Raw genomic sequence first — 22,964 nt, forward strand, 5'->3', positions numbered from 1 at the left:
TACGACCCGTACGGGAGCCGTCGACAAGTAGGGTTCGGCTCTCCAGGATCGAGTCTCCGCTTGGCGACGGCTACTCCGTCGCCTCGGTGTCGAGGTCGTCGACGAGCCCCGACCCGACGCCGACGTACGTCTCCGGCGACAACGCCTGCAGTTCCTCGCGGACGGACGCGGAGACGTCCAACTCCGCGAACAGGTCGTGGAAGTCCTCGAGCGTCACCCGTTCCCCACGGGTGAGTTCCTTCACACGTTCGTAGGCCGCAGTGTCGCCCTCGCGTCGGAGGATCGTCTGGACCGCCTCGCCGATCACCGCGGGGTTCGCCGCGAGGTCCTCACGCATCACCTGCTCGTTGGGGACGACCTTCGCCAACCCGTCGGCGGTCTTCGAGTAGCCGATCAGACAGTGTGCCAGCGCCGCGCCGACGTTCCGCTTGACCGTCGAGTCCGAGAGGTCGCGTTGGAGTCGCGAGGTGGTGACGTACTCCGCGAGGAACGACAAGTCACTGTTCGCCTTCGAGAGGTTCCCCTCGCCGTTCTCGAAGTCGATGGGGTTCACCTTGTGTGGCATCGTGGAGGAGCCGGTTTCGCCCTCGGTCGGCTCCTGCCCGAGGTAGCGGTCCGAGACGTACAGCCACACGTCCCGATCCACGTCGAGCAGCACCTGGTTCGCACCCCGCAGGGCGTCGAACAGGCGCGCGAGGTCGTCACACGGGTTCACCTGCGTCGCCAGCGGGGTGTGGTCGAGCCCCAGCGAGGCGACGAACGACCGCGAGAACGACCGCCAGTCCACGTCCGGGTAAGCGGCGTCGTGGGCCGCGTACGTGCCGGAGGCACCGGCGAGTTTGCCGGCGAGCCCGTCGGCCGCCCGCGTGACGCGAGCGGTCGCCCTCCCGAGTCGCGCCGCGTACACCGCGAGTTCCTTCCCGTAGGTGGTCGGCGTGGCGGGCTGTCCGTGGGTCCGGGCGAGCATCGGGAGGTCGCGGTACTCGCGTGCCTCCGCGGCGAGTGTGTCGCGCACCCCGCGCAGTTCCGGCAGGAGAACCTCCTCGACGGCGGGTTTCACCAACAGTCGCTGTGCGAGGTTGTTCACGTCCTCGCTGGTGAGACCGAAGTGGATCCACGGGTGGAGTCGCTCCGGGAGCCGCGTCCGGAGGAAGTACTCGACGGCCTTCACGTCGTGGTTCGTCGCCTCGTACCCCGCCGCGCCCTCGGTCTCCAACCGCTTGACCAGGCGCGCGTCGTCGGCGTCGAACTCCACGACGACGGCACGCACCGTCTCGCGGTCCGCCGCCGACAGTGAGAGATCGACGCCCGGCTCGTCCGCGAGTGCGAGCAGGTACGCGACCTCCACCCGGACCCGCTCGCGGATCAGCCCCGACTCGCTCGCGTACGGCACCAGCGGCTCCGTCCGTCCGGCGTACCGCCCGTCCAGCGGCGACACCGCCGCGAGCGGGTCGTCCCGGGGGAGGTCCGTCGTCACCGATCCGAGGTCGTCGACGAACGTCTCGGTGCCCGCCGAGTCACCACCGGCTTGGACCGACTCCGTCTCCTCGCCCGCACCCTCGTCCGTGTCGTCCATACTCGCCGGTGCCGCCGCCGCGTCCAAAGTCGTTCCGGTCCCCCGTTCCACGAACGTGCTCACTCAGTCCACGTGAGGGGGTCCGAACCTCCAGTCTGTTACACGTACGTGTGCATCCGTCGGACCCGTACCACAACGGTTTACCGGGCGGCGGCCGGGCGTGTGGGTATGCAAGTCGCCGGGATGGCGAGCAACAGGGGCCGGAACCTCCGACGGATCGCAGACTTCGCGCCGGGCGGTGCGGAACTGGCCGTGGTCGTGACCAACGACGCCGACGCACCGGTGTTGGAGGCCGCCGCGGAGCGTGGAATCCCGACGGAGGTCGTCGAGCGACCTGCCGACCAGGACCGGGAAGTCCACGAACGGCGCATCCTCGACGCGCTGGCCGACTACGACGTCGAGTTGGTGTGTCTCGACGGCTACATGCGCGTGCTCACGCCGACGTTCCTCGAGTCCGCGCCGACGACACTGAACGTCCACCCGTCGCTGTTGCCCGCCTTCCCGGGGCAGGACGCCCACGAGCAAGTACTGGACGCCGGCGTCCGCGTCTCCGGGTGCACGGTCCACGTCGTGACGGAGGCCGTCGACGCCGGCCCGGTCGTCACCCAGGAGGCGGTCCCGGTGTACGCCGACGACGACGTGGAGACGCTGAAGGCGCGCGTCTTGGAGGAGGGAGAGTACGCCGCCTACCCGCGTGCCGTCCGCTGGTTCGCGGAGGGACGCGTCGAGGTCGACTACGACGTGGGCGAGGTGCGCGTCGCGGGCGACACGGACGGCACGGTGCGGATCGAGGGTGGTGAGACGGTCGACGGCCCGACTGGTACCGACCCGACGCCGACCGCGTTCCCGAGTCGCCGGCTGACGGCCACGGAACACGTCCGCGACCTGCGGTACGGGGAGAACCCACACCAGGACGCCGCGCTGTACGCCGACGGACGCGAGGCGGGCGCGACGGTGGTCCACGCCGACCAGTTGAACGAGGGTGCGAAGGCGCTGTCGTACAACAACTACAACGACACGGACGCGGCGGTCGAACTCGTCCGGGAGTTCGACGATCCCGCGGCGGCGGTGATCAAACATACCAACCCGGCGGGGTGTGCGACGGCGGACACGCTGGCGGACGCCTACGCCGACGCGCTGGCGACGGACCCGAAGTCCGCCTTCGGCGGTATCGTCGCGCTCAACCGCGAGTGTGACGCCGCCACCGCCGAGCAGGTCACCGACTCGTTCAAGGAGGTCGTCGCCGCGCCGAGTTACACCGACGACGCGCTGGCGGTGCTTCGCGAGTCGGACAACCTCCGCGTGTTGGAGTTGGGTGACTCCGACGACCAGCCGTTCGGCCGCGACGCGGCGGCCGACACCACCGAGGTGAAGCTCGCGGGTGGGCGACTCGTGCAGGACCGCGACCGGCAGGCCCCGACGGTCGCGGACCTGGAGGTCGTCACGGAGCGCGAGCCCACCGACGAGGAGCTGGAGAGTCTGCTGTTCGCCTGGCGGACGATCAAACACGTCAAGTCGAACGCCATCCTGTTCGCGGACGGCACGGAGACGGTCGGTGTGGGCGCCGGCCAGGTGTCTCGCGTCGACGCGGTGGAGTTGGCCGCGAAGAAGGCCGCCCAGGACGCCGAGGGGAAGGACAGCGAGGGCGCGGTGATGGCCTCGGACGCCTTCTTCCCGTTCCCGGACGGCATCGAGGCGGCCGTCGACGCCGGGATCGAGGCCGTGATCCAGCCCGGCGGGAGCGTGAACGACGACGACGTGATCGCCGCCGCCGACGAGCACGACGTGGCGATGGTGCTCACCGGCTCGCGGGCGTTCCGGCACGACTAGAGACCGACCTTTTTCACTCCTCGGGGTGGCCGCCTGCGGCGGCCACCCGAGGAAAAAAGCTCGATCAAAAAGGGCCGCGAGCGCGCCGTGCGGCGCGCTCGCGGTGGCTTACGGTGCCGTGACCGCAACCGCGACCGCCCCGCACCGCTACCGCACCGCGACCGCCCCGCACCGCACCGTACCGCCACCGCCCCGCACCGTACCGCCACCGCCCCGCACCGCACCGCCCTGCACCGCACCGCAACCGCGACCGCCCCGTCCCGCAACCGCTCTCCTCCGCGACCACCCCGCTCCGTACCGTCCCGCGACCGCGCGCCCCGCTCACACCACCGCCACGACCCCCACACCGCTCGCCACCGGAGTCCCGCACCGCAGAGGTTCGATACGCGGAGAGAACGACCCCCGGTACCGATGGTCAACTCTCGTCTCCACCGCTGGCGTCGTACCGCTCCGCAGCCGTCGAGAACGCCGCCTCCTCCAACTCCGTACTCCGCCGAGACTCCCGCTCCGCGATCGCCTCCGCGTCCGGCTCCACGTCGTCGTCCACCCGCGCCCACCCGTCGTGAACCTTCGCGTGACACCACCGGCACAACGCCACCGTAATCTCGTGGGCCGGCGTCTCGTCGTCGGACGGCACGGACCCGTCCGACGACTCGGTCGCTCCCGCCGCACCGCCACCCTGCCCGCCGCTCGTCACCTCGTCGGGGAGCACACCCGAACTGAAGCCTCCGAGGTCGAGTCCGCTGCCCGCCGTCTCTGGCTCTCCGTTTCCACCACCGTCGCTGCCAGAACTCCCGTACTGCAGGTGGTGTTCCTCGATCAACGGCCGGGAGTCGTCGTGGGCCATCCGAACCTCGGGGAGCCCACAGCGAGCACACTCCTTCCCGTCGGTCGTCGAGCGGTAGTGTGGACAGTCCCGAAAGTCGGCGTCGTCGGCCGCGGCGACACAGGCGTAGTCGGCCGCCCGGCGCTCGCGGGCGAACTCGCGGTCCGCTCCGGCGTGGTCCAGCGCGTACCGACACCGCCCGTCGCCGGTCAGGTGGTCGCACCGCCCGGCGTGGTCGTAGGGGTCGTCCACGCCGACCGGCGTCCCCTCGGGCGTCTCCTCCATACACGCCCTGCGGCCCACTGGGACTTCAACGCTCGGCGTTCGACGCAGGCGGGACACCACTCCGACGTTCCTGGCGGCGACGCACCCGACGGAGACGGCGACGGAACGCCGGATCACCCGACGGAGACGGCGACGGATCGCCGGATCAGCCGACGAAGTCGACGACCGTCTCGCCGTCACAGACGAGGTTGTACGCGCCCTCGTCGTCGTTCCACAGTACGAGCACGTTCTCGAAGGACAACACGCTCCCGTACGCCGCCGTCGCCAGGTCGTCGTTCAACACCGTCTCGTTCGTGAGCACGGCGTAGTGGTCCACCGTCTGTGAGCCGTCTCCGACTCGGTACAGCGGGTTCCCGTCCCCCTCCGCGAGGTTCCGCGAGAGCTTACACGCCAACAGGTTCACGCGGTTCGTGACGTGCGTCTCCGACTCCGCGAGTCTCGCGTGTCGCTCCGCGTTCGCCCGCACCGGCAGCCGCCGCTCCCCGTCCGGTCGGATCAGCGCGTACGCGAACCGGACGCTCGTGTTGCGGAACTGGTCGGCGTCCAGCTCCTCGCGGTCCGGGAACTCGTCTGGGTCCGCCGCCTCGGCGAGTCGCGCCTGCGTCGCCGGCACCGCGATCGGCTCGCGTTCGTCGAACGACCACCCGCGGTCCGACGGCACCGCGTCCGGCCACAGCCGCGACGGCGGCGCGAACACCGAGCGGCCCGTCTCCGGGGTCGCAACCGCCCGCTCAACCGTCCGGAGTTCCGTCGCCGTGGCGAGGTCCGCCGGCGCGAGTAGGAGACACGTCCCGTCGTCGGCCAGCGTCTCGCAGTACCGCTCGACCGTCGCCGTCGGCTCCGCCAACTCCGAGAGCACGTTCCCGAACAGCAGGAGGTCGACCGCATCCACGCTGCCGGGGTCGAACGCCTCGGCGGTCGTCCGGTGGATCGTCGTCCGGAAGTTGCGCCCGGTCTCGTCGAGCACCCGCTCCAACACGTCTGCGTTCGCGCTCGGCTCGACGGCGTGGTACTCCACCACCGCGTCGTCCGGGAGGTAGTCGTGGAGTGCGACCGCCGGCCCACCCGTCCCGGCACCTACGTCGAGCACGCGGAGTCGTCGCGGCAGCAGCCCCCGCTCGGCCAGCGGGTCGAGCGCGTAGCCGGTCGCGGCGTAGAAGTCGCCCGCGTGGTAGACCGCGTACGCCAGCGCCGCCTCCGCGTCGTACGACACGTCCTCGCCGCGGTAGTAGGTCTCCTTCAATTCGCGAATCCGCTCGCGGAGCCGGTAGCCGCTCTCGCCCGTCGCCCAGTCGCGCCCGAACCGCTCGATCAACAGGTCCTCGACGGCACGGTCGTACCGCTCGGGGTACGCTGTCGGGGCCCACCCGGGAGCCGGTGCCGGCTCCTCGTCGACCGGGACGAAAGTGCCCTCGTCCGTCTCGCGGAGGCCCAGCTCGAACGCCTCCTCGCGCAGTGCAGTCCTGACGACCGCCGGGTGTGGCTGGGACTCGAGGTACTCGTACACCTCCTCGGGGTCGATGGGCCGCACGTTCTGGAGGTACTTCGCCGTCTCGCGCAGCGACTCGCGGTCGACGCTCACGGTCGATCACCGCCGTCCGGCTCGGCCTCTTCGTCGGCCTCCCGACGCGGATCGAGCCCGTCTACACGCTCGCGTGCCCGCTCGAACAGCGCCGCGAACCGCTCGTCGTCGCCCGTCTCCGCCGCCTCGGCGATCTCGGCTGCCGCGTCCGCCACCGCGTCCGCGCCGTCGAACGTCGCCTGGATGTCCGCGTACACTCGCGGGTCGCCCTCCGTGACGGTCCGGACGAGTTCCGCGAGGTCGCCAGAGACGGGCGTGTGGAAGCGGTCGTCGACGGACTCCGTCGCCAGCGCGTACGCCAGCACCGCGGCGTGGGCGCCGGACTGGACGCTCTCCATCGCCGTGTCGTGGGCAGCGGCGGTCGTCTCGAACACCTCGTTGCCGGCATCGGCCATCGCCGTCCGAACCCGTCCGACGGTCTCGCCTGCCTCGCCGGGGACGTAGGCGATCCGCCCGGGTGCTCGCGGCGGCGCGAACAGCGGGTGGAAGCTCGCGTACTCCGAGACGGCGTGGCGCTCCATCGCACGCAGCGGCGTCTCCATCGTCCCGGCCACGTCGACCACCGCGCCGGTCGCGTTCGGGGCGTGACTCCGGACCGCGCTCCCGACCGCGGGGATGGGCACCGCGAGCGCGACCACGTCGAACGACTCCCCGGTCTCCGAGGCGACGGCCCGCGTCGACAGCGTCTCGTGTGTCCGTCCGACCTCGCGCGCGGCCGCCTCCGCCGCCGCCGCGTCCCGGTCCGCGAACGCCGCCGCGTCGACGGCCGGCGCGAGCGTGTCGGCGAGCCAGCGCCCCATCTCGCCGGCTCCGACCACTAGTAGTTGCACGTGTCGTGCTACTCGCGGGGACCGAGAAAGGGTGTCGGTCCACGGCGCCACACGCCGTCCTCCGCCGGAGAGTCGGGTGGGCGACACCGCAGCGAGGGACCTACTCGATCGAGAGCCCGGCGTGCCAGCGGTCCGCGCCGGCTTCGGCCTTCACTTCGTCCATCTTCGCGAGCAGCTTCACCGCCAGACTGGCCGTCTCGGCGGCGCGGTTCTCCCCCTCCACCTGGAACTCGCCGGTCTCGCGGTTCGCGTACACCGTACAGACGGCGCCGGCACGCAGCCCGAAGATGCTCGCGAGCGTGACGATGGCGGACGCCTCCATCTCGATGTTGCGCACCTTCGCCTCCTGCAGCTCCTCGACGAGCGTGTCCATCTCCGGCGCCTCGTAGCCGTCGAACCCCGGCCGCCCCTGTCCGGCGTAGAAGCTGTCGGCGGACATCGTCACGCCGGTGTGGTAGTCGTAGCCGAGTCGCTCGGCGGCGGCGACCAGCGCCGTCACGACCTCGTAGTCCGCCGCGGCAGGGTAGTCTTCGCGGACGTACGCGTGGCTCGTCCCCTCCTGGCGCACCGCGCCGGTGGTGATCACCAGATCGCCGACCTCCATGTCCGGCTGGATCGCGCCACACGAGCCGACACGGAGGAAGGTGTCGACGCCGACGCGGGCCAACTCCTCTACGGCGATGGCCGCCGAGGGCGCGCCGATCCCCGTCGAGGTGACGGAGATCTCCGTCCCCTCGTAGGTACCGGTGAGCGTGCGGTACTCGCGGTGCCGGGCCCGTTCCTCCGCGTCGTCCCAGAACGCCGTGATCGTCTCGACACGGTCCGGATCTCCCGGCAGGAGGACCGTGTCGGCGACGTCCTCGGGCGACACTTCGAGGTGGTACTGCTCGTCGTCGTTCGGGTCCTCGCTGTCGTCGACCATACCCCTCCGGTTCCACCCGACGGGCAAGGGGATTTCGGTCGGCTCGCTGTGCGGGACTGGACCGGCCGGCCGACGTGTGGTCCGACTCCGCGTCGGACCGTCTCACCGCCGTACGTCGTCGTACACGTCCGCCAACACGTCGACCGCGTGTTCGGCGCTCGCGGTGTCGCGCTCGCCGAGACAGTTCTCGCGCAGCCGGTCGCGCTCGGCGAGCGCCCGGTCGACGGCGTCCGCGAACGCTGCCGTGTCGCCCCGCGGGAAGTGGAGGCCGTCATCCCCGTCGTCGACCGTCTCGGCCAACGCGCCGGCGTCGACGCCCACCACCGGTGTCCCACACGCCGTCGCCTCCAGCGCGACGAGTCCCTGCGTCTCCACGGGCGACGGGAACAGGAACGCGTCCAACACGGAGTAGAACGTCGGCAGTGCCTCGCGGTCCAGGAACCCGAGGAAGCGCGCGTCTACGTCGTGCTCCTCACAGGCGGCCCGCACGGCCTCGCGTGCCGGCCCCTCGCCGCCGAACACCACCGTCGCGTCCGTCTCGGCCGCGGCGACTGCCGGCGGGATCTCGGTCAGGTCCTTCTCGTAGCCGTGGCGACCGGTGTACCCGACCAGCGGGCCGTCCGGCAGGTCGTGTCGGTCGCGGAACGCCGCCCGCGCCGCCTCGTCGGCGGGTGCGAAGAACGACGCGTCGACGCCGTTCGGCACGATCCGCACGGGTGTCTCGACGCCGATCTCTCGGAGGTGGTCGCGAGCGGGCTCGGAGGGGGCGACCACCACGTCCGCGCGGTTCATGAACCACCGTTCGTAGGTGCGGGCGCTCCCCTCGACGACGGTCGCCAGCGGCCCCTTCGCGAGGTAGTCGGCGTACTCCGCCGTCGGCGTGTGGTACGACGCCACCAGCGGCACGTCGCGCCGTCGCGCGAGGTACAGCGCCGACAGCCCCAGCCCGAACGGCGTGTGTGCGTGGACCACCTCCGGGTCGGAGCGCCGGACGGCGTCGGGCACGCCGGGGAGCCCGAACCGGAACCCCTCGTAGAACGGGAAGCCGAAGCTCGTCGTCGGGTGTTCGCCCGCCGTCGGGTCGGGGTCGTACGTCGGCGCCTCCGGGAACACCACGTCCATCCGCCCACCGCGGTCGCGCCACCGCTCGCGCCACGTCTGGACGGTGTACGTGACCCCGTTCACCGTCGGCAGGTACGTGTCGGTGAAGGCCGCGACGGTCTGCATCTGCCCCACGGTTCCGCACCTCGGGTGTAAACGCTTCTGATAGGCACCGACCTTTTTCACTCCTCGGGGTGGCCGCCGCAGGCGGCCACCCGAGGGAAAAACTCGATCAAAAGGGGCCGCGAGCGCGCCGTGCGGCGCGCTCGCGGTGGCTTGCGGTGCCGTGACCGCAACCGCGACCGCCCCGCACCGCCCCGCGACCGCCACCGCAACCGCCCCGCACTGCAACCGCCACCGCGCTGCTCCGTCCTCACGACCGCCTCGCCACCGCAACCGCCACCGCGCTGCTCCGTCCCCACGACCGCTACCGCCACCGCAACCGCCCCGCACCGCAACCACACCACCCCGCCACCACTCTCCGTCTCACCACCCAGCGCTACTCCACACCACCACCACCACACTACTCCGCCACTGCGACCGCTCCGCGACCCCCGATCTCGTCACGACCTGCCCACGACCCGACCCCACAGGAGTTAACGTCGCGCCCGCAGTAACTCGGGCGAGATGCAGGTAGCCATCGTGACGGTCGGGGACGAACTCCTCGCTGGGGACACCGTGAACACGAACGCCTCCTGGCTCGCGGGAGAGTTGACCGACCGCGGCGTCGCAGTCGAGCGGATCACCACGGTCCCGGACCGCGAACCCGTCGTCGCCGAGGTCGTCAACCGCCACCGCGCCGCCCACGACGCCGTCCTCGTCACCGGCGGCGTCGGGCCGACCCACGACGACGTGACGATGGCCGCCGTCGCCGCCGCCGTCGGCCGCGAACTGGAACCCAACGCCGAGGCTCGCGAGTGGCTCACTACCTACGGCGGCTACGCGGCCGACGAGTTGGACGCGGGGACCACCGCCCTCCCAGCCGACGCCCGCGTCCTCCACAACGAGGTCGGCGTCGCACCCGGCTGTGTCGTCGAAGACGTGTACGTGTTCCCCGGCGTCCCGGACGAGATGCAGGCGATGTTCGACGGCGTCGCCGAGGAGTTCGCCGGCACCGTCGACCACGTCGCCGTCGTCGAGACACCCGAACCGGAGTCGGAACTGCTCGACCGCCTCGCGACCGTCCGCGAGGAGTTCGACGTGACCGTCGGCTCGTACCCCGGCGAGTACGTCCGCGTGAAGTTCTCCGGCCCCGACACCGAGACTGTCGAGGCCGCCGCCGAGTGGCTCCGCGAGCGTGTCGAGTCACTTGAGGCGGCGGAGTCCACACCCACTCCGACGGCGCGTGACGGCGGATTCAACTACGCGCGCACCCACCGTGGAGTCGTGACCGACGTACCCGAGACGCCGACGGACGACCCGACGGACCACTACCCCGACTTGGACCACGAGCGCTACGTCGAGCGGACGCTGGAACTCGCCCGCGAGGCCGCCAAGCGCGGCGACAATCCCTACGGCTCGCTGCTCGTCGACCCCGAGGCCGAGGACGGCCCCACCGTCGTCGCCGAGGCGCGCAACACCGTCGTCACCGACGAGGACCTCCGTGGCCACCCGGAGCTGACACTCGCGGCCCGCGCCCGCAGCGACCTGCCGGCGGCGGTCCGCGAGCGGACGATCATGTACACGAGCACGGAGCCGTGTCCGATGTGTGCCGGCGGGATCGCACACAGCGGCCTCGCGGCCGTCGTCCACAGCGTCTCCCAGGAACACGCCGCCCAGTTCGCCGGTCGGGACGACGTGCTCCCCTCGCGCGTCGTCTACGACCGGACCGGGGCGGACACCGTCTCGCTCGGCCCCGTCACGCCCGAGGCTGGCATTGCCGTCCACCACGACCACTCCGAGTGAGGGTCCCCGCACAACGAGTAGCGACCACAGACCGCCGAGCCGCGCGTGGGCAGCGGCGTGGGGTCAGTCGTCGCCGACGGTCGGCTCGCCGGGGTCCCCGGGCTCGGCGTCGCCGGACTCCGACTCGTCTGCCTCCGTCGCGTCGTCGCCGAGGGCCGGGCCGGGCTCGTCGCGCACGTCCGCGTCGCGCCAGGTGCCGCGCTGGTACCAACCCCACGCGATGATCGCACCGAGCGTGTTCGACACCGCGAACGCGATCCAGATCCCGATGGTTCCGAGCGACTCGATCCCCAACACCGCCGGCGGGCGGACCGCGAAGTACGCCAGCGGGAGGCGGATCACACCCAACATCGAGATCGAGATTGCCGCCGCGGTGAGCGTCTTCCCCGCACCGCGGAGACTCCCGTTGTAGGATCGCATCACGCCGATGAAGCCGAACGTCGGCGCGACCCACCGTAGGAACTCCTCCGTGACGCGGATCACCTCGGGGTCGTTCGTGAACACCGCCGCGATGGGTGCGGCGGCGACCCACGTCACCACGCCGACGCCGAGCAGGATCGCGAACATCACCCGACTGGCGAGTTTGGCCGCGGCGGCCGCGCGGTCGGGTTTCTCCGCGCCGATGTTCTGGCCCGTCATCGTCTCGACGCCCCGCGCGACCGCGATGGCGGGGAGGAAGACGACGGAGAACACCCGGACGGCGATCCCGAAGCCGGCGACCACCGTCGTCGGGAAGAAGCCGACGACGACCAACATCAGGTTCACCGACAGCGCGCGACCGGTGCCCTCCACGGAGGCCGGGATCCCGATCCGCACGAGCTTGCGAGCGTACCCGAAGTCCGGCACCATCTCCCGGAGGTGGATCTGGACCCCACGACTCCCGCGCAGCATGATCGCGATCCCGACGACGAACGCCAACCCGCGGGAGAACACCGTCGCGTACGCCGCCCCCGCGACACCGTTCCCCGTGTAGCCGGTCAGCGAGAACAGTGTCGCCTCTAGTCCACCGAGCCCGAGCATCCCGAACAGCGGGTTCGACTCGAACCCGAAGATGAGGAACGGGTCCGCGACGATGTTGAACACGACCGTCCCGAACATCACCAGCATCGGCGTGATCGTGTCCCCGTAGCCGCGCATCAGCGAGATGAACACGAAGAAGCCGAACATCACCGGCAGTCCGGCGGAGATCACCCGCATGTAGTCGCCGACGAGCGGCGCGACGGCCGGCTGTGCGCCGAGGATCCCCGCGAACGACTCCACGCCGAGGAACCCGACCGCGCCGAACAGCGACGCGACGAGGATCGCGAACGTCACCGTCTGCGAGGCGGCGTACTCCGCCTTCCCGGGCTCCTCTGCGCCGGTGTGTTGGGCGACGAGGATCGACCCCGCGACGGAGACGCCCATCCCGAAGGCGATCAACAGGAACACCATCGGGAAGGCGAACGAGATCGCCGCCAACGCCTCCGTGCTGTACTGGCCGAGCCAGAACGTGTCCGCGAGGTTGTACGCCGTCTGGAGGAGGTTGGTGACGACGATCGGCAGGGAGAGGTAGAACAGCGGCTTGCCGATCTCGCCGCTCGTCAGGTCGAACTCGTCGCGACCCTTGAACAACCCGCTCACCCGCTCGCGGAGGCTCACTCCGCCACCTCCTCGTTCGGAGACGACTCGTCACGCGAAGCCTGCTCGTCGGCGGGGGCCTGCTCGTCACGCGGGGGCTGCCCGTCCGTCCCGTCCGACTCCGTGACCGCGGCGACGCTCGGTGGGTCGAGTCGCGCCGCCGTCTCGTCGGTCACCAGCTCGCGGAGGTACGTCTCCAGGTGTCGCCGCATCGCCCCCACGTCGTTGCCCGCCGCGGCCGAGCGCGTCCAGGTCCCGTGGAGGTAGGTGGTGACGAACGACGCGACCGACTCGGGGTCCGTCTCCGGCGGGAACTCACCGGCCTCGATTCCGTCGGTGACGAGCCGCTCGACCTGCTCGGTGGCACGCGCGTCGATCCGCGCGAGCCCGTCCCGGAGCCCCTCGCGGTACGGTGCCTGTGCCTTCATCTCCAAGAACGCCGTCGTGAACTGCGTCGGTTCGGCGTCGCCGTCTCCGCCGCCCGCCCGCTCGTCCGCGTCGCCGGGTCCCCCGTCTCCGCTCTCGTCGGCCGTCGACAACACCGTCCGGATCAGAGCGAGTAGCCGCTCGGCCGGCGAGTCGCCGGGCGGGTCGGCGGTGCGCTCCACGAAGTCCGCGTGGAGGTACGAGAGGAACTGTCGGAACAGGTCGTCGCGTCCCTCGTAGTGGTAGTGGAGCGCCGCCTTGCTGTTGTCCGTCCGGTCGGCGATGTCCTGCATCGTCACGTCGGCGAAGCCGTGTTCACACACGGCGCAGTACGTCGCCTCCATGATCGCCCGTTGCGTGTCGTCGAACGCCGCGCCGGGCGAGTCGTCTCCCGCTCGATCCGTCGCTCCGTCGTCCGTCGTAGTCGTGTCCGTGTCTGTCATCCTGCCTCCGCGACCGCCCCGGACGCGGGGACCGACCGCGCGTGTCCGGAGCGAGTCTGCCGCACGACTACTTACTGACTGGCCAGTCAGTCAAAGGTTACGGTCGGGGAGTCGTGTGTCGAGCGGTCACACACCGACCCACCCGCCAACCCACCCACTCGGCGGCCGAGTACCGCGGCGCGACCGACGGGTGCCACGACGCGACGGCGTGGGCGTCGGGGACGACGCCCGTCCCGATCGGGGGAGTCGTGCGGTGACGGCGTCTCCGAGTCGACGACGGGTCGACCGGGCCGATCAGTCGACGAGCTGCCAGAGGTAGAGGCTCGCGTACGACCGGTACGGGGCCCACCGCTCGGCGCGGTCGCGGATCGTCGCCCGCTCGGTGTCCGCGTCGAGGTCGTCGAACACCGCACGCGCACCCTTCCTGATCCCGAGGTCGCCGACCGGGAACACGTCCGGGCGGCCGTACGAGAACAGCAGTTGCATGTTCGCCGTCCACTCGCCGACGCCCGTGATGGCCGTCAAGCGCTCGCGGATCGTCTCGTTCGACGCCTCGTCGAGCGCGTCGAGGTCGCAGTCCGGGTCCGCGAACGCGGCGGCGATCTCGTGGACGTACCGCGCCTTCTGTCGCGACAGTCCGGCATCGCGCAACACCTCGCGGTCGGTCGCACGGACGGCCGCCGGCTCCGGCTCGACGGCCGCGAACAGCCGCTCGCGGGTGGCCGCCGCGGACGCCGTCGACACCTGCTGGCGGCAGATCGACACCAGCAGTCGCTCGAACGGGTCGTCGGCCGGATCGAGCGCCAGCGGACCGTGCTGCTCGACGACGTTGCCCAGTACCTCGTCGTCCCGCAGCGTCGCCGCCGCCTCGCGTGCCGTCGCGGCGTCGGCCGCGTCCGGCGGGGAGACTTGTTCCGCCGGCACGGCTCACTCCCCGTCGACCGTCGGGTACTCGTCCGGGTACGACGCTTCACTCATCGGGTTCTCGCGGTCCGTCGGCGGCGCCTGCACCCGGAGGTACGGCGGCTCCTCGAGGTACTCCACGAGACTCGTCGTCCCGACGGCCCCACACGGCGACTTCTGGAGCCGGACGTACTGGAGCCCGTCGTCGGCCAGCCACGTCTCCACCACCTGCTCGGCGGTCGTCTCCAGGAACGCCGAGGTCTCCTCCGTCGCCGTCCGCGGGTTGTGGACGTGGACGAAGGTGTCGCCGGGCTGGATCAGCGCCGCCTCCTCGTGGTACCGGATCGTCCGCGTCTCGCTCGGCCCGAAGGTGTTGACCAGCGCGTCGGCGTCGACTACCGCCGTCAGGTCGCCGTCCCCGACCCGCTCGCGGATCTCGTCGAACGCTGTCGTGTACTCGGCGGCCGAGTCGGGACTGTACACCACCGCCCGCTCGCCGTCCCACGTCCCGACCGGGTCGACGACGTGGAGACTCCCCTCTTCGAGTGCCGTCTCCGCGTCGTGGTCGTGACTCGCCAACAGCGTCTCCAACCCGTCCGGACGGAGGTGGATCGTCGGCACGACCGCCACCGGGTCGTCGCGGCGCAGCGCCGCGTCGAGGAACTGGCCGAGGAACGTCGCGAGGTTCGCACGCCCGTCGTGTTGGAACAACACCCCCGCACCGGCGACGAGGCCGCCGCCGACCAACTCGTCGAACCCCGGCACGCCGACCGGGTGGTGGCCGTGGGTCTTCACCGCCGGGGGTTGACTCCGACGCCCCGGCGCGGCGCGCACGCCGAACTCGCTGCCGATCTCCAACTCCACGCGGCGCGTGTCGTGGTCGACCCCACGCATCTTCTCGATCTCGACGAAGCGGTGGGTGTCCTCTCGGACGGGTTCGCGCGTGAGCGCGATCACGCCGTGCGTGGCGTACCGCAGCAGGTCCGAGACGGCACTGTCGCCGGTCCCCTCGGCGGTGAACAGCGCCGTCGCGGACCCCTCGTCGGTCAACAGCGTGATCAACTCCAGGATCACACGACGGTACCGCGGCCCGTCGGTGAACCCCGCCAGTCCGTCGACGGAGTCCAAGACGATCCGGTCGTACTCCGTGTACCGGCCGAGTTCGTTGACGATGGCGTTGGCCGACAGCGGCTCGGAGAACTCGCCGAACGACAACTCCGGACCGAGACTGGCGTCGTCGTCGAGTCGCTGGAGCGTGAGTTCGGCCTCGCCGTCGTCGTCGCCGGCCGCCTCCGCCATCGAGCGCCCCGGCGCGGCGTGCAACGAGAGGAAGTCGAAGTCCGCGTCGTCCGTCGCGAACGGGAGGTCGGCGAACGACTCCCGCACGTCCGAGAGGGTCTGCTCGGTCGAGACGTACAGGCAGTCCTCCCCCGCGGCGATGCCGGTGTCGAGGAACTGTACCGCAAGCGTCGACTTCCCCGTCCCGGGGCCGCCCGTGAGCAACACGGCCTGCTCGCGCGGGAGCCCCCCTCGCAACATCCGGTCCAGTACCTCGTCGCCGAGGCTCGCGCGTCCGTCGGTCACGGACTCGATTTCGGCGGCGTGCCGCATGTAGTTGTCGGGGCCAGTTCTCGCTGCCGATACCGGTCACCCGCCGCCACCGAGACCGAGACGACGCCCGGGAACCCGCCGCCACCGAGACCGAGACGACGCCCGGGAACCCGCCGCCACCGAGACCGAGACGACGCCCGGGAACCCGCCGCCACCGAGACCGAGACGACGCCCGGGAACCCGCCGCCACCGGGACCGAGACAACGCCCGGGAACCCGCCGTACGTTCCCGTCACGCCGGAGGGAAACGTTGAATCCCCCGCGTTGCGACCGTCCGGACATGGACGCGTCAGACGTAGACACGATCGCAGTGCTGGGTGCCGGGAACATGGGCCACGGGATCGCGGAGGTCGCCGCGCTCGCCGGCTACGACGTGGCGCTCCGGGACATCGACGAGGAGTTGGTCCAGGAGGGGTACGACAGCATCGAGTGGTCGCTCCAGAAACTCGCCGAGAAGGACCGGATCGGCGACGACGAGGCCGAGGCGGCACTCGACCGCGTGGAGGCGGTCGTCCCCGTCGAAGACGCCGTCGGCGACGCGGACCTCGTGATCGAGGCCGTCCCCGAGAAGATGGAGATCAAGGCCGACGTGTGGGGCGAGGTCGAAGAACACGCCCCCGAGCACACGCTGTTCGCGTCGAACACCTCCAGCATCTCGATCACGGACCTCTCCGAGCAGACGGCCCGTCCCGAGCAGTTCTGCGGGATGCACTTCTTCAACCCGCCGGTGCGGATGGACCTCGTCGAGGTCATCTCCGGCGGGCACACGAGCGAGGAGACGACGGACGTGGTCGCGGCCGTCGCCGAGGAGATGGGGAAGACGCCGGTCCACGTCCGGAAGGACTCGCCGGGGTTCGTCGTCAACCGCGTGCTGGTGCCGCTGATGAACGAGGCGGCGTGGCTCGTCCACGAGGGCGAGGCGACGATCGCCGAGGTCGACGCGACGACGAAGTTCGACCTCGGCTTGCCGATGGGGAGCTTCGAACTCGCCGACCAGGTCGGGATCGACGTGGGCTACCACGTGTTGGAGTACATACACGCGGAGTTGGGTGACGCCTACGAGCCGTGTCCGCTGCTCGCCGAGAAGGTGGAGGCGGAGGAGCTGGGCAAGAAGACCGGCAGCGGCTTCTACGACTACGAGGACGGCGAGGGCGCGGAGATCCCGGCCGACGCCGGCCGCGAGGACGTGCGCGACCGCCTACTCGCGCTGATGGCCAACGAGGTCGCCGGCCTGATCGGGAACGACGTGGCGGACGCCGCAGACGTCGACCGCGCGGTCAAACTCGGCGCCGGCTTCCCGGACGGCCCGGCGAAGCTGGCGGACGACCACGGGATCGCCGCCCTGGTCGAGACGCTCGACGAGGCTCACGAGGCGACGGACGCGCCGCGGTACGAGGCGGTCTCGTACCTCCGCGAGTTGGGTGAGGCCGGCGGCATCTTCCACGACACCGCGGACGACGGAGAGGAGACCGCCGCAGGCTACGAGTTCGACACGCTCGACGTGACCGTCGACGGGCGGGTGGGTCACGTCGAACTCGACCGCCCGCACCGGATGAACACGATCAGCGCGGAGCTGTTGGACGACCTCGCGGACGCGGTCGACGAGTTGGAGGCGGACGACGACGTGCGTGCGATCCTGCTCACCGGCGCTGGCGACCGCGCCTTCTCGGCGGGCGCCGACGTGCAGAGTATGGCCGCCGGCGGCGGCGACCCACTGGAGGGGACGGAGCTGTCGAAGACCGGCCAGGAGACGTTCGGGAAGCTGGAGGCCGCGGACCTGCCGGTGTTGGCGGCCATCGACGGCTACTGTCTCGGCGGCGGGATGGAACTGGCGACGTGTGCGGACATGCGAATCGCCTCCGACCGGTCGGAACTCGGGCAGCCGGAGCACAACCTCGGACTGTTGCCGGGCTGGGGCGGCACCCAGCGGCTGAAACACGTCGTCGGCGAGGGTCGCGCGAAGGAGATCATCTTCACGGCCGAGCGGTACGACGCGGAGACGATGGCCGACTACGGCTTCCTCAACGAGGTCCACGCGCCCGACGAGTTGCACGACCGCGCCTGGGAACTCGCACGCGACCTCGCGGCCGGCCCGCCGGTCGCACAGCGGTACACCAAGCGCGCGATGTTGGCCGGGCGCGACGACACGGACGCCGGCCTCGCGGTGGAGTCGCAGGCGTTCGGCCAGCTGATGAACACCGAGGACCTGATGGAGGGTGTGATGGCGTTCATGGGCGACGACGACCCCGAGTTCGAGGGGAAGTGACGACGATCGACTGAGCACCCTTCGACGGCACCACATCACAGTCGCGAACCGCGGCACCGTGTGGCGGTCTCCCGACGTTCCGATGGGGTTAAGAGTACGGCCGCCACACCAGTTGACGCAGGCTCGGTTGGTGTAGTCCGGCCAATCATGTTGGCCTTTCGAGCCGACGACCAGGGTTCAAATCCCTGACCGAGCAGTTCTCGAGGGAAGTACGTCGGACCACGAGTCGCGACTCTCGACCGCGATCTCGTTCCGAATCGACTCCCAGTCGAGAGTCATCCGACCGCAAAACGACGGTGGGCGAACGCCCGCTACTCCCCCGTCTCGCCGTCTGCCGAGTTCGCGTCCGGATCCCCGCCGTCTGGCGCACGCACCTCACCGTCACCCTGCGGAGCGGGCGGGTCCGCGTCTGCCGGATCCTCGGCCGTTCCGTCCGCGGTCGTCTCGGACGCCGACCCCTCGGCGTCGCCGTCTCGATCCGGCGCCACCTCGAACTGCGCGACGGTGTTCGAGAGGTCTCCGGCGTCGGCGGCGAGCTGTTCGGCGGTGCGGCTCACCTGTCCCGTGGCGGTCGTCTGCTGTTCGGCCGCACTCGCCACGTCCTCGGCCTCGGCGGCCGTCCGCTCCGCGATGGCGGTCACCTCGTCGACAGTGGCGGCGACCTCCTCCGTCGTCGTCGCCTGATCCTCCGTCGCGCGGGTCACGTCCTGGATCCCGTCGTTGACCTCCGCGACCACCTCGTCGATGTCGTAGAACGTCTCGATGGCCCGCTCGACGGTGTCGTTGGAGGTCTCCAACTGGTCGCTGGCGGCGCGCATCCGCTCGACGGTCCGCTCGCTCTGAGCCTCGATGTCCTCGATCAACGACTCGATGTCGTCGGCGCGGTCCCCCGCCTCCTCGGCGAGCTGTTTGATCTCGTCGGCGACGACCGCGAAGCCGTCCCCGTCCGTGTCCGTCCGCGCGGCTTCGACGTTGGCGTTCAACGCCAGCATGTTCGTCTGGTCGGCCACGTCCGCGATCACGTCCGCGAACTCGCCGATGTCGGCGACCTGCTCGACGAGTTCCTCGACGGCTCCGACCGCCTCGTCCGTCTCGGCTTTGATCTCTTCGAGCGCCTCGGAGGCGTCCTCGGCCGCCTCGCGCCCCTCGCGGCGGTACTGCCCGGCGCGTTCGGCGTTGTCCGCGACCTCGGTCATCGTCGCCGCGACCTCCTCGACGGTCGCCGAGAGGTCCTCCATCTCGTCGCCGACGGACTGGAGGCGGTCGCGCTGGTCGTCGGCGTCCGCGGTGATCTCCCCGACGGTGTCGGAGACGTCCGCGGCGGCGTCCTCGATCTCGTCGGCGCTGGCCGCCAACTCCTCCATCGAGGCGGCCACGTCGTCCGCGAACCGCTGGACGGCGCCCAGTGTCGACTCCAGGTCACCGACGACGTCGTTGAGCGTCTCGCCCATCTGGGCCATCCCCTCGTGGTCGCTCTCGGGGTCGACGCGGGTGGTGAAGTCGCCGTCCGCCAGCCGTTCCAGCGCGGCGGCGTACGCGTCCGCCTTCGTCGTGAGGTGCTCCGAGAGCGCCTCCGCCTCCTCACGGGCCGACTCCGCGTCCTCGCGAGCGGACTGGGCGCGGTCGATCTCCGTCTTCAGATTCCGTCGCATCGTGTCGAGTCCCTCGGCCAGGTCACCGAGTTCGTCGCCGCGAGTGCGCTCGATCTCGGTGTCGAGTTCGCCGTCCCGGAGCCGACGGACCTCGACACCCAGCGACGCCATCCGACGCGCTGCGGGGCGTTCGACGACGAGCGCGTAGCCGCCGAGGAGAACCCCGACGAGGGTCAGGAGGACGAGCAGGTCGCGCCAGACGAGGTTCACCGTCGAGAACAGCGCGCCGGGCCGGCCGTACGAGACCACGACCCAGTCTGCGCCGTCGACCTTGTCGTAGCTGGAGAGGGTCGTCTCACCGAGCGAACTCTCCTCGGGCGAGAGTCGGAGCGTCGCCGCCGCACCCGGATTCGCCAACCCGGTCTCGACGGCCGGCGAGTCGACGCCCGCACCGCCGATGTGTTGTGAGCCGACGAAGTTCGGGTTCGCCGAGTCGTACACGACTTCGCCCTGTCCGTTGACTACTCGCGTCCGCGTGTCGTCGAGGACACCCTCGAGTTCGTTCTGGACGAACGAGAGCGGCGTCGTGTGAACGACGACGTCGCCGGTTGCGGTCTTGGCGAACACCACCCAGGCGCGGTCGCCGCCGGCAGTACTCAGCCGGACCACCGTCTCGCCGTTCTCGAACTCCGATGGGAGTTGGTATCCCAGCGTCGAGGCACTCATCCCCTGGACGTCGCCGTCGGTGGCGATCTCGATCTGCCCCGACTCACCGTCGACCAGCAGGATGCGTCCCGTCGCGTTCGAGCGAGCGGCCTGTCTCACGAACGACTGTCGCAGCGCCTGGGTGGCGCTCTCGGACATCCCGGCCTGTCCGCGGACGGAGTCGACCGTCCCCGCGAGCGACTGTGTCCGTCCACGGAGGTCACGCAGGAGCGTCGAGACGGTGTCTTCCTGCAGGTCCGACTCCGCGGCGAGCGTGTTCCGCTTGTCGGTCCTGATCTCGTCTTGGATGCCGGTGACGAGCACGGCGCCGACACTCCCACCGACCACGACGACGATCAGGAACCCGACCAGCACCTTCCCGCCGTAGCTGTTCCGTGGATCCAGTCTCATGTACGTTCGTCTCACCGGGCCACAGTAGAGAGGGGTACAAGAATGTGGCCGAACCACTACTACACGCGATAATTACACCACACCACACAGCCGTACACCCGACCGGACGGCGAGTCGTGGCGTCGTCACCCGCTCGTGTCGCTCCTCCGCGCAGTCCCGTCACTCGCTCCACACGGCGGTGTCACCCGTCGAGGTGACTGCGGAGTTCGGCCGTCACCGCACTCGCTCGTTCGAGGTGGACCCAGTGTGAGGCGCTGGGGTACCGTTCCAGTCGCCCGTCGACACAGAAGTCGAGACTCTCGGCGGCCATCTCGGGGACCAGCGCGTCGTCGTCCTCGCCCCAGCAGATCAGTGTCGGCTGCGCGACGCGCTCGCTTGGCGGGTCCATCCCGTAGCGTGCCGCGGCACGGTACCAGTTCACCATTCCAGAGACGCCCCCAGGCCCGCCGGTCCAGGCGGCACGGTAGCGATCCAGGTCGCCGTCGGAGAAGGTCCCCTCGTGGGCGGAGCCGTCGAGCACGCGCGCCAGCCCCGCGGCGTCGTTCGCACCCAACCCGAACTCGGGGAGCTTCGGCACTTGGAAGGCGGCGACGTACCACGAGCGGAGCATCTGGCGCGGGTTCGACCGCAGTGTTCGCCCGAACACGGTCGGGTGTGGGACGTTACAGACCGCGAGGCGGTCGACGCGGTCCGGGTGTCGTAAGGCGAGGTCCCACGCCACCGCCGCACCCCAGTCGTGGCCGACGACGTGTGCCGACTCGCGACCGGCCCACTCGATCACGTCACACACGTCCGCCGACAGTCGCTCGACACGGTACGCACGCACCGAGTCGGGGGCGTCACTCAGGTTGTAGCCGCGCTGGTCCGGGACGACGACTCGGTACCCGGCGTCGACCAACGGTTCCAGTTGTTCGCGCCACCCGTACCAGAAGTCGGGGAACCCGTGGAGCAACACGACGAGCGGATCGCCGGGGTCGCCGGCGGCGACGGCGTGGAGCCGTACCCCGTCGGGGTCGCTCGTCTCGATCCACACCGACTCGGCGCTGGCGACGCTCGCCAGCGTCGCGTCGGTCGCCGGCCGTCCGGGCGCCGTCTCGCGGTGGTCTGCCTGTGTCTCCATCGAGCGACGACAGCGGCGGGCGAGCGAAGAGTGTGGCGGTCCGAGTCGTTCGCGGCCCACTCCGGACGGACCGGTTCGAGCACCTCACACCGGCCGAAACGGTGAATACGTGGTTCGACGTAGCCGAGACGTGAACCTCCGCAGTCTCCTCACCGTCCGTGCGGCTACGCTCCCGTCGGTGGCGCTGGTGGCCGCCGCAGCACTGGCCGGGCTCCTCGCGTGGCCGGCACTCCCGGCCGAGATGGCGATTCACTTCAACGGGGGGACTCCGGACAACTTCGTCCCGCGGTGGCAGGGCGTGTTCGCGGCGCCGGCACTCGGCCTCGCGGCCGTCCTGTTCACGCGGGCGGTGGGTGACTCAAGTGGCGACCCCGCCGTGACGGCCGTCGCGATGTTGTTCACCGGGGTCGTGATCGCCTACGTTCAGGCGCTGGTCCTCCTGTGGAACCTCGGTGTCCGTCTCGACCCGACGACTGCGGTGCTCCCGGTGCTCGTCGCCGCCGGTGTGCTCGTGTGGTTCAAGTACCGCGGTCGGGCGTTGCCGACGGCCGACTGAGAGTCGGTCGGTCTCGTGCCCGACAGAACTCGGGCCGCCGCTCGTCTCTGGGAGGTCGCTCGGCTCGGCCGAGTCGGGTCCCGGGATCACTCGAACACGGTCCCCTCCTCGCGGAGTCGTTCGAGGTCCTCGGCGACGGCGACGGCCTGGGCCGGCGACAGGGCGATCTGGACCTCGTTGCCGTCGTCGTCGGCCGCGGTCACCTTCACCTGACTGTCGCCGAACGCGCGGGCGCCGGCCTCCTCGGGGTCGAACAGCTTCGCGGTGGCCGCCTTCGTCTTCGGTCCCACGTGTTTGAGCGTCCCCTCGTCGATCTCGACGAGGAAGTTCTCGATGTCGAGTGCGAGCACGTTCTCGGGTGCGACGGGCACCCACAAGCGTCTGTCGCCCCACTCGACGAGGCAAGCCCGTCCGGTCGCGTGGGGTGACGGAGAGACGGACAGGCCGCGGGCGGCGCA

Annotated in this window: 17 protein-coding genes, 1 tRNA gene and 1 pseudogene; 6 read left to right on the top strand and 13 right to left on the bottom strand. The window is 70.6% G+C overall.

From position 1 onward, the window contains the following. Window positions 1–70: 70 nt before the first annotated feature. Complete coding sequence (gene purB, locus RYH80_RS01870) at window positions 71–1,576, bottom strand: adenylosuccinate lyase (protein ID WP_370902157.1); 1,506 nt, start codon at window positions 1,574–1,576, stop codon at window positions 71–73. Window positions 1,577–1,744: 168 nt separating this feature from the next. Between purB and purH the strand changes: the two genes are divergently transcribed. Further along, window positions 1,745–3,406: a bifunctional phosphoribosylaminoimidazolecarboxamide formyltransferase/IMP cyclohydrolase gene (gene purH / locus RYH80_RS01875; RefSeq protein ID WP_370902158.1), complete on the top strand. Its 1,662-nt coding sequence runs from the start codon at window positions 1,745–1,747 to the stop codon at window positions 3,404–3,406. Window positions 3,407–3,821: 415 nt separating this feature from the next. Here the strand turns inward: purH and RYH80_RS01880 are convergent, their stop codons facing one another. The 5 genes from RYH80_RS01880 to RYH80_RS01900 all read right to left on the bottom strand — a co-directional run bounded on the left by RYH80_RS01880 (window position 3,822) and on the right by RYH80_RS01900 (window position 9,078). After that, a complete protein-coding gene (locus RYH80_RS01880) occupies window positions 3,822–4,517 on the bottom strand; it encodes a DUF7097 family protein (RefSeq protein WP_370902159.1) in 696 nt (231 codons plus the stop codon). A 145-nt stretch (window positions 4,518–4,662) separates the two neighbouring features. Then, window positions 4,663–6,099 carry a small ribosomal subunit Rsm22 family protein gene (locus RYH80_RS01885; RefSeq protein WP_370902160.1) on the bottom strand — a complete coding sequence of 479 codons (1,437 nt, stop codon included), beginning with the start codon at window positions 6,097–6,099 and terminating at the stop codon, window positions 4,663–4,665. Continuing rightward, window positions 6,096–6,929, bottom strand: coding sequence for a prephenate dehydrogenase/arogenate dehydrogenase family protein (locus RYH80_RS01890; RefSeq protein WP_370902161.1), 834 nt, complete (start codon window positions 6,927–6,929; stop codon window positions 6,096–6,098). The genes RYH80_RS01885 and RYH80_RS01890 overlap by 4 nt, the downstream gene beginning before the upstream one ends. A 100-nt stretch (window positions 6,930–7,029) precedes the next feature. Next, on the bottom strand, window positions 7,030–7,851 hold the full coding sequence (locus RYH80_RS01895) for a nucleoside phosphorylase (protein WP_370902162.1): 822 nt from the start codon (window positions 7,849–7,851) through the stop codon (window positions 7,030–7,032). 102 nt (window positions 7,852–7,953) lie between these two features. Then, a complete protein-coding gene (locus RYH80_RS01900) occupies window positions 7,954–9,078 on the bottom strand; it encodes a glycosyltransferase (RefSeq protein ID WP_370902163.1) in 1,125 nt (374 codons plus the stop codon). Between the two features lie 501 nt (window positions 9,079–9,579). Between RYH80_RS01900 and RYH80_RS01905 the strand changes: the two are divergent. Both RYH80_RS01905 and RYH80_RS01910 read left to right on the top strand, forming a co-directional pair. After that, window positions 9,580–10,266: pseudogene (locus RYH80_RS01905) on the top strand (competence/damage-inducible protein A); the annotation flags it as partial. Between the two features lie 72 nt (window positions 10,267–10,338). Continuing rightward, a complete protein-coding gene (locus RYH80_RS01910; RefSeq protein WP_370904627.1) occupies window positions 10,339–10,857 on the top strand; it encodes a nucleoside deaminase in 519 nt (172 codons plus the stop codon). A gap of 63 nt (window positions 10,858–10,920) precedes the next feature. Here the strand turns inward: RYH80_RS01910 and RYH80_RS01915 are convergent, their stop codons facing one another. From RYH80_RS01915 to RYH80_RS01930, 4 genes are all read right to left on the bottom strand, one after another. After that, entirely contained in the window at window positions 10,921–12,495 is a 1,575-nt protein-coding gene (locus tag RYH80_RS01915) for an MATE family efflux transporter (protein WP_370902164.1), read from the bottom strand. Further along, the gene (locus tag RYH80_RS01920) at window positions 12,492–13,343 is read right to left on the bottom strand and encodes a TetR/AcrR family transcriptional regulator (RefSeq protein WP_370902165.1); all 852 of its coding nucleotides are present in this window, start codon (window positions 13,341–13,343) and stop codon (window positions 12,492–12,494) included. The genes RYH80_RS01915 and RYH80_RS01920 overlap by 4 nt, the downstream gene beginning before the upstream one ends. 294 nt (window positions 13,344–13,637) lie before the next feature. Continuing rightward, on the bottom strand, window positions 13,638–14,198 hold the full coding sequence (locus tag RYH80_RS01925) for a DNA-3-methyladenine glycosylase family protein (protein ID WP_370904628.1): 561 nt from the start codon (window positions 14,196–14,198) through the stop codon (window positions 13,638–13,640). A 72-nt stretch (window positions 14,199–14,270) separates the two neighbouring features. Beyond that, window positions 14,271–15,830, bottom strand: a complete 1,560-nt coding sequence (locus RYH80_RS01930; protein WP_370902166.1) for an RAD55 family ATPase — start codon at window positions 15,828–15,830, stop codon at window positions 14,271–14,273. A gap of 306 nt (window positions 15,831–16,136) precedes the next feature. Here RYH80_RS01930 and RYH80_RS01935 point away from each other — a divergent pair, with 306 nt between their 5' ends. After that, entirely contained in the window at window positions 16,137–18,122 is a 1,986-nt protein-coding gene (locus RYH80_RS01935; protein ID WP_370902167.1) for a 3-hydroxyacyl-CoA dehydrogenase/enoyl-CoA hydratase family protein, read from the top strand. Window positions 18,123–18,243: 121 nt separating this feature from the next. Then, window positions 18,244–18,318, top strand: a tRNA-Glu gene (locus RYH80_RS01940). 115 nt (window positions 18,319–18,433) lie between these two features. Here the strand turns inward: RYH80_RS01940 and RYH80_RS01945 are convergent. Together RYH80_RS01945 and RYH80_RS01950 are read right to left on the bottom strand one after the other, a co-directional pair. Further along, window positions 18,434–20,830, bottom strand: coding sequence for a methyl-accepting chemotaxis protein (locus RYH80_RS01945; protein WP_370902168.1), 2,397 nt, complete (start codon window positions 20,828–20,830; stop codon window positions 18,434–18,436). A 181-nt stretch (window positions 20,831–21,011) separates the two neighbouring features. Then, the gene (locus RYH80_RS01950; RefSeq protein WP_370902169.1) at window positions 21,012–21,950 is read right to left on the bottom strand and encodes an alpha/beta fold hydrolase; all 939 of its coding nucleotides are present in this window, start codon (window positions 21,948–21,950) and stop codon (window positions 21,012–21,014) included. Between the two features lie 130 nt (window positions 21,951–22,080). Here RYH80_RS01950 and RYH80_RS01955 point away from each other — a divergent pair, with 130 nt between their 5' ends. Then, complete coding sequence (locus RYH80_RS01955; RefSeq protein ID WP_370902170.1) at window positions 22,081–22,506, top strand: DUF1648 domain-containing protein; 426 nt, start codon at window positions 22,081–22,083, stop codon at window positions 22,504–22,506. Window positions 22,507–22,592: 86 nt separating this feature from the next. On the opposite strand, the gene RYH80_RS01960 is transcribed toward RYH80_RS01955, so the two are convergent. Beyond that, window positions 22,593–22,856, bottom strand: a complete 264-nt coding sequence (locus tag RYH80_RS01960) for a hypothetical protein (protein ID WP_370902171.1) — start codon at window positions 22,854–22,856, stop codon at window positions 22,593–22,595. Between the last annotated feature and the right edge of the window lie 108 nt (window positions 22,857–22,964).

Origin of the sequence: Halobaculum sp. MBLA0147 (assembly GCF_041361345.1) — an archaeon.
GTDB lineage: Archaea > Halobacteriota > Halobacteria > Halobacteriales > Haloferacaceae > JAHENP01.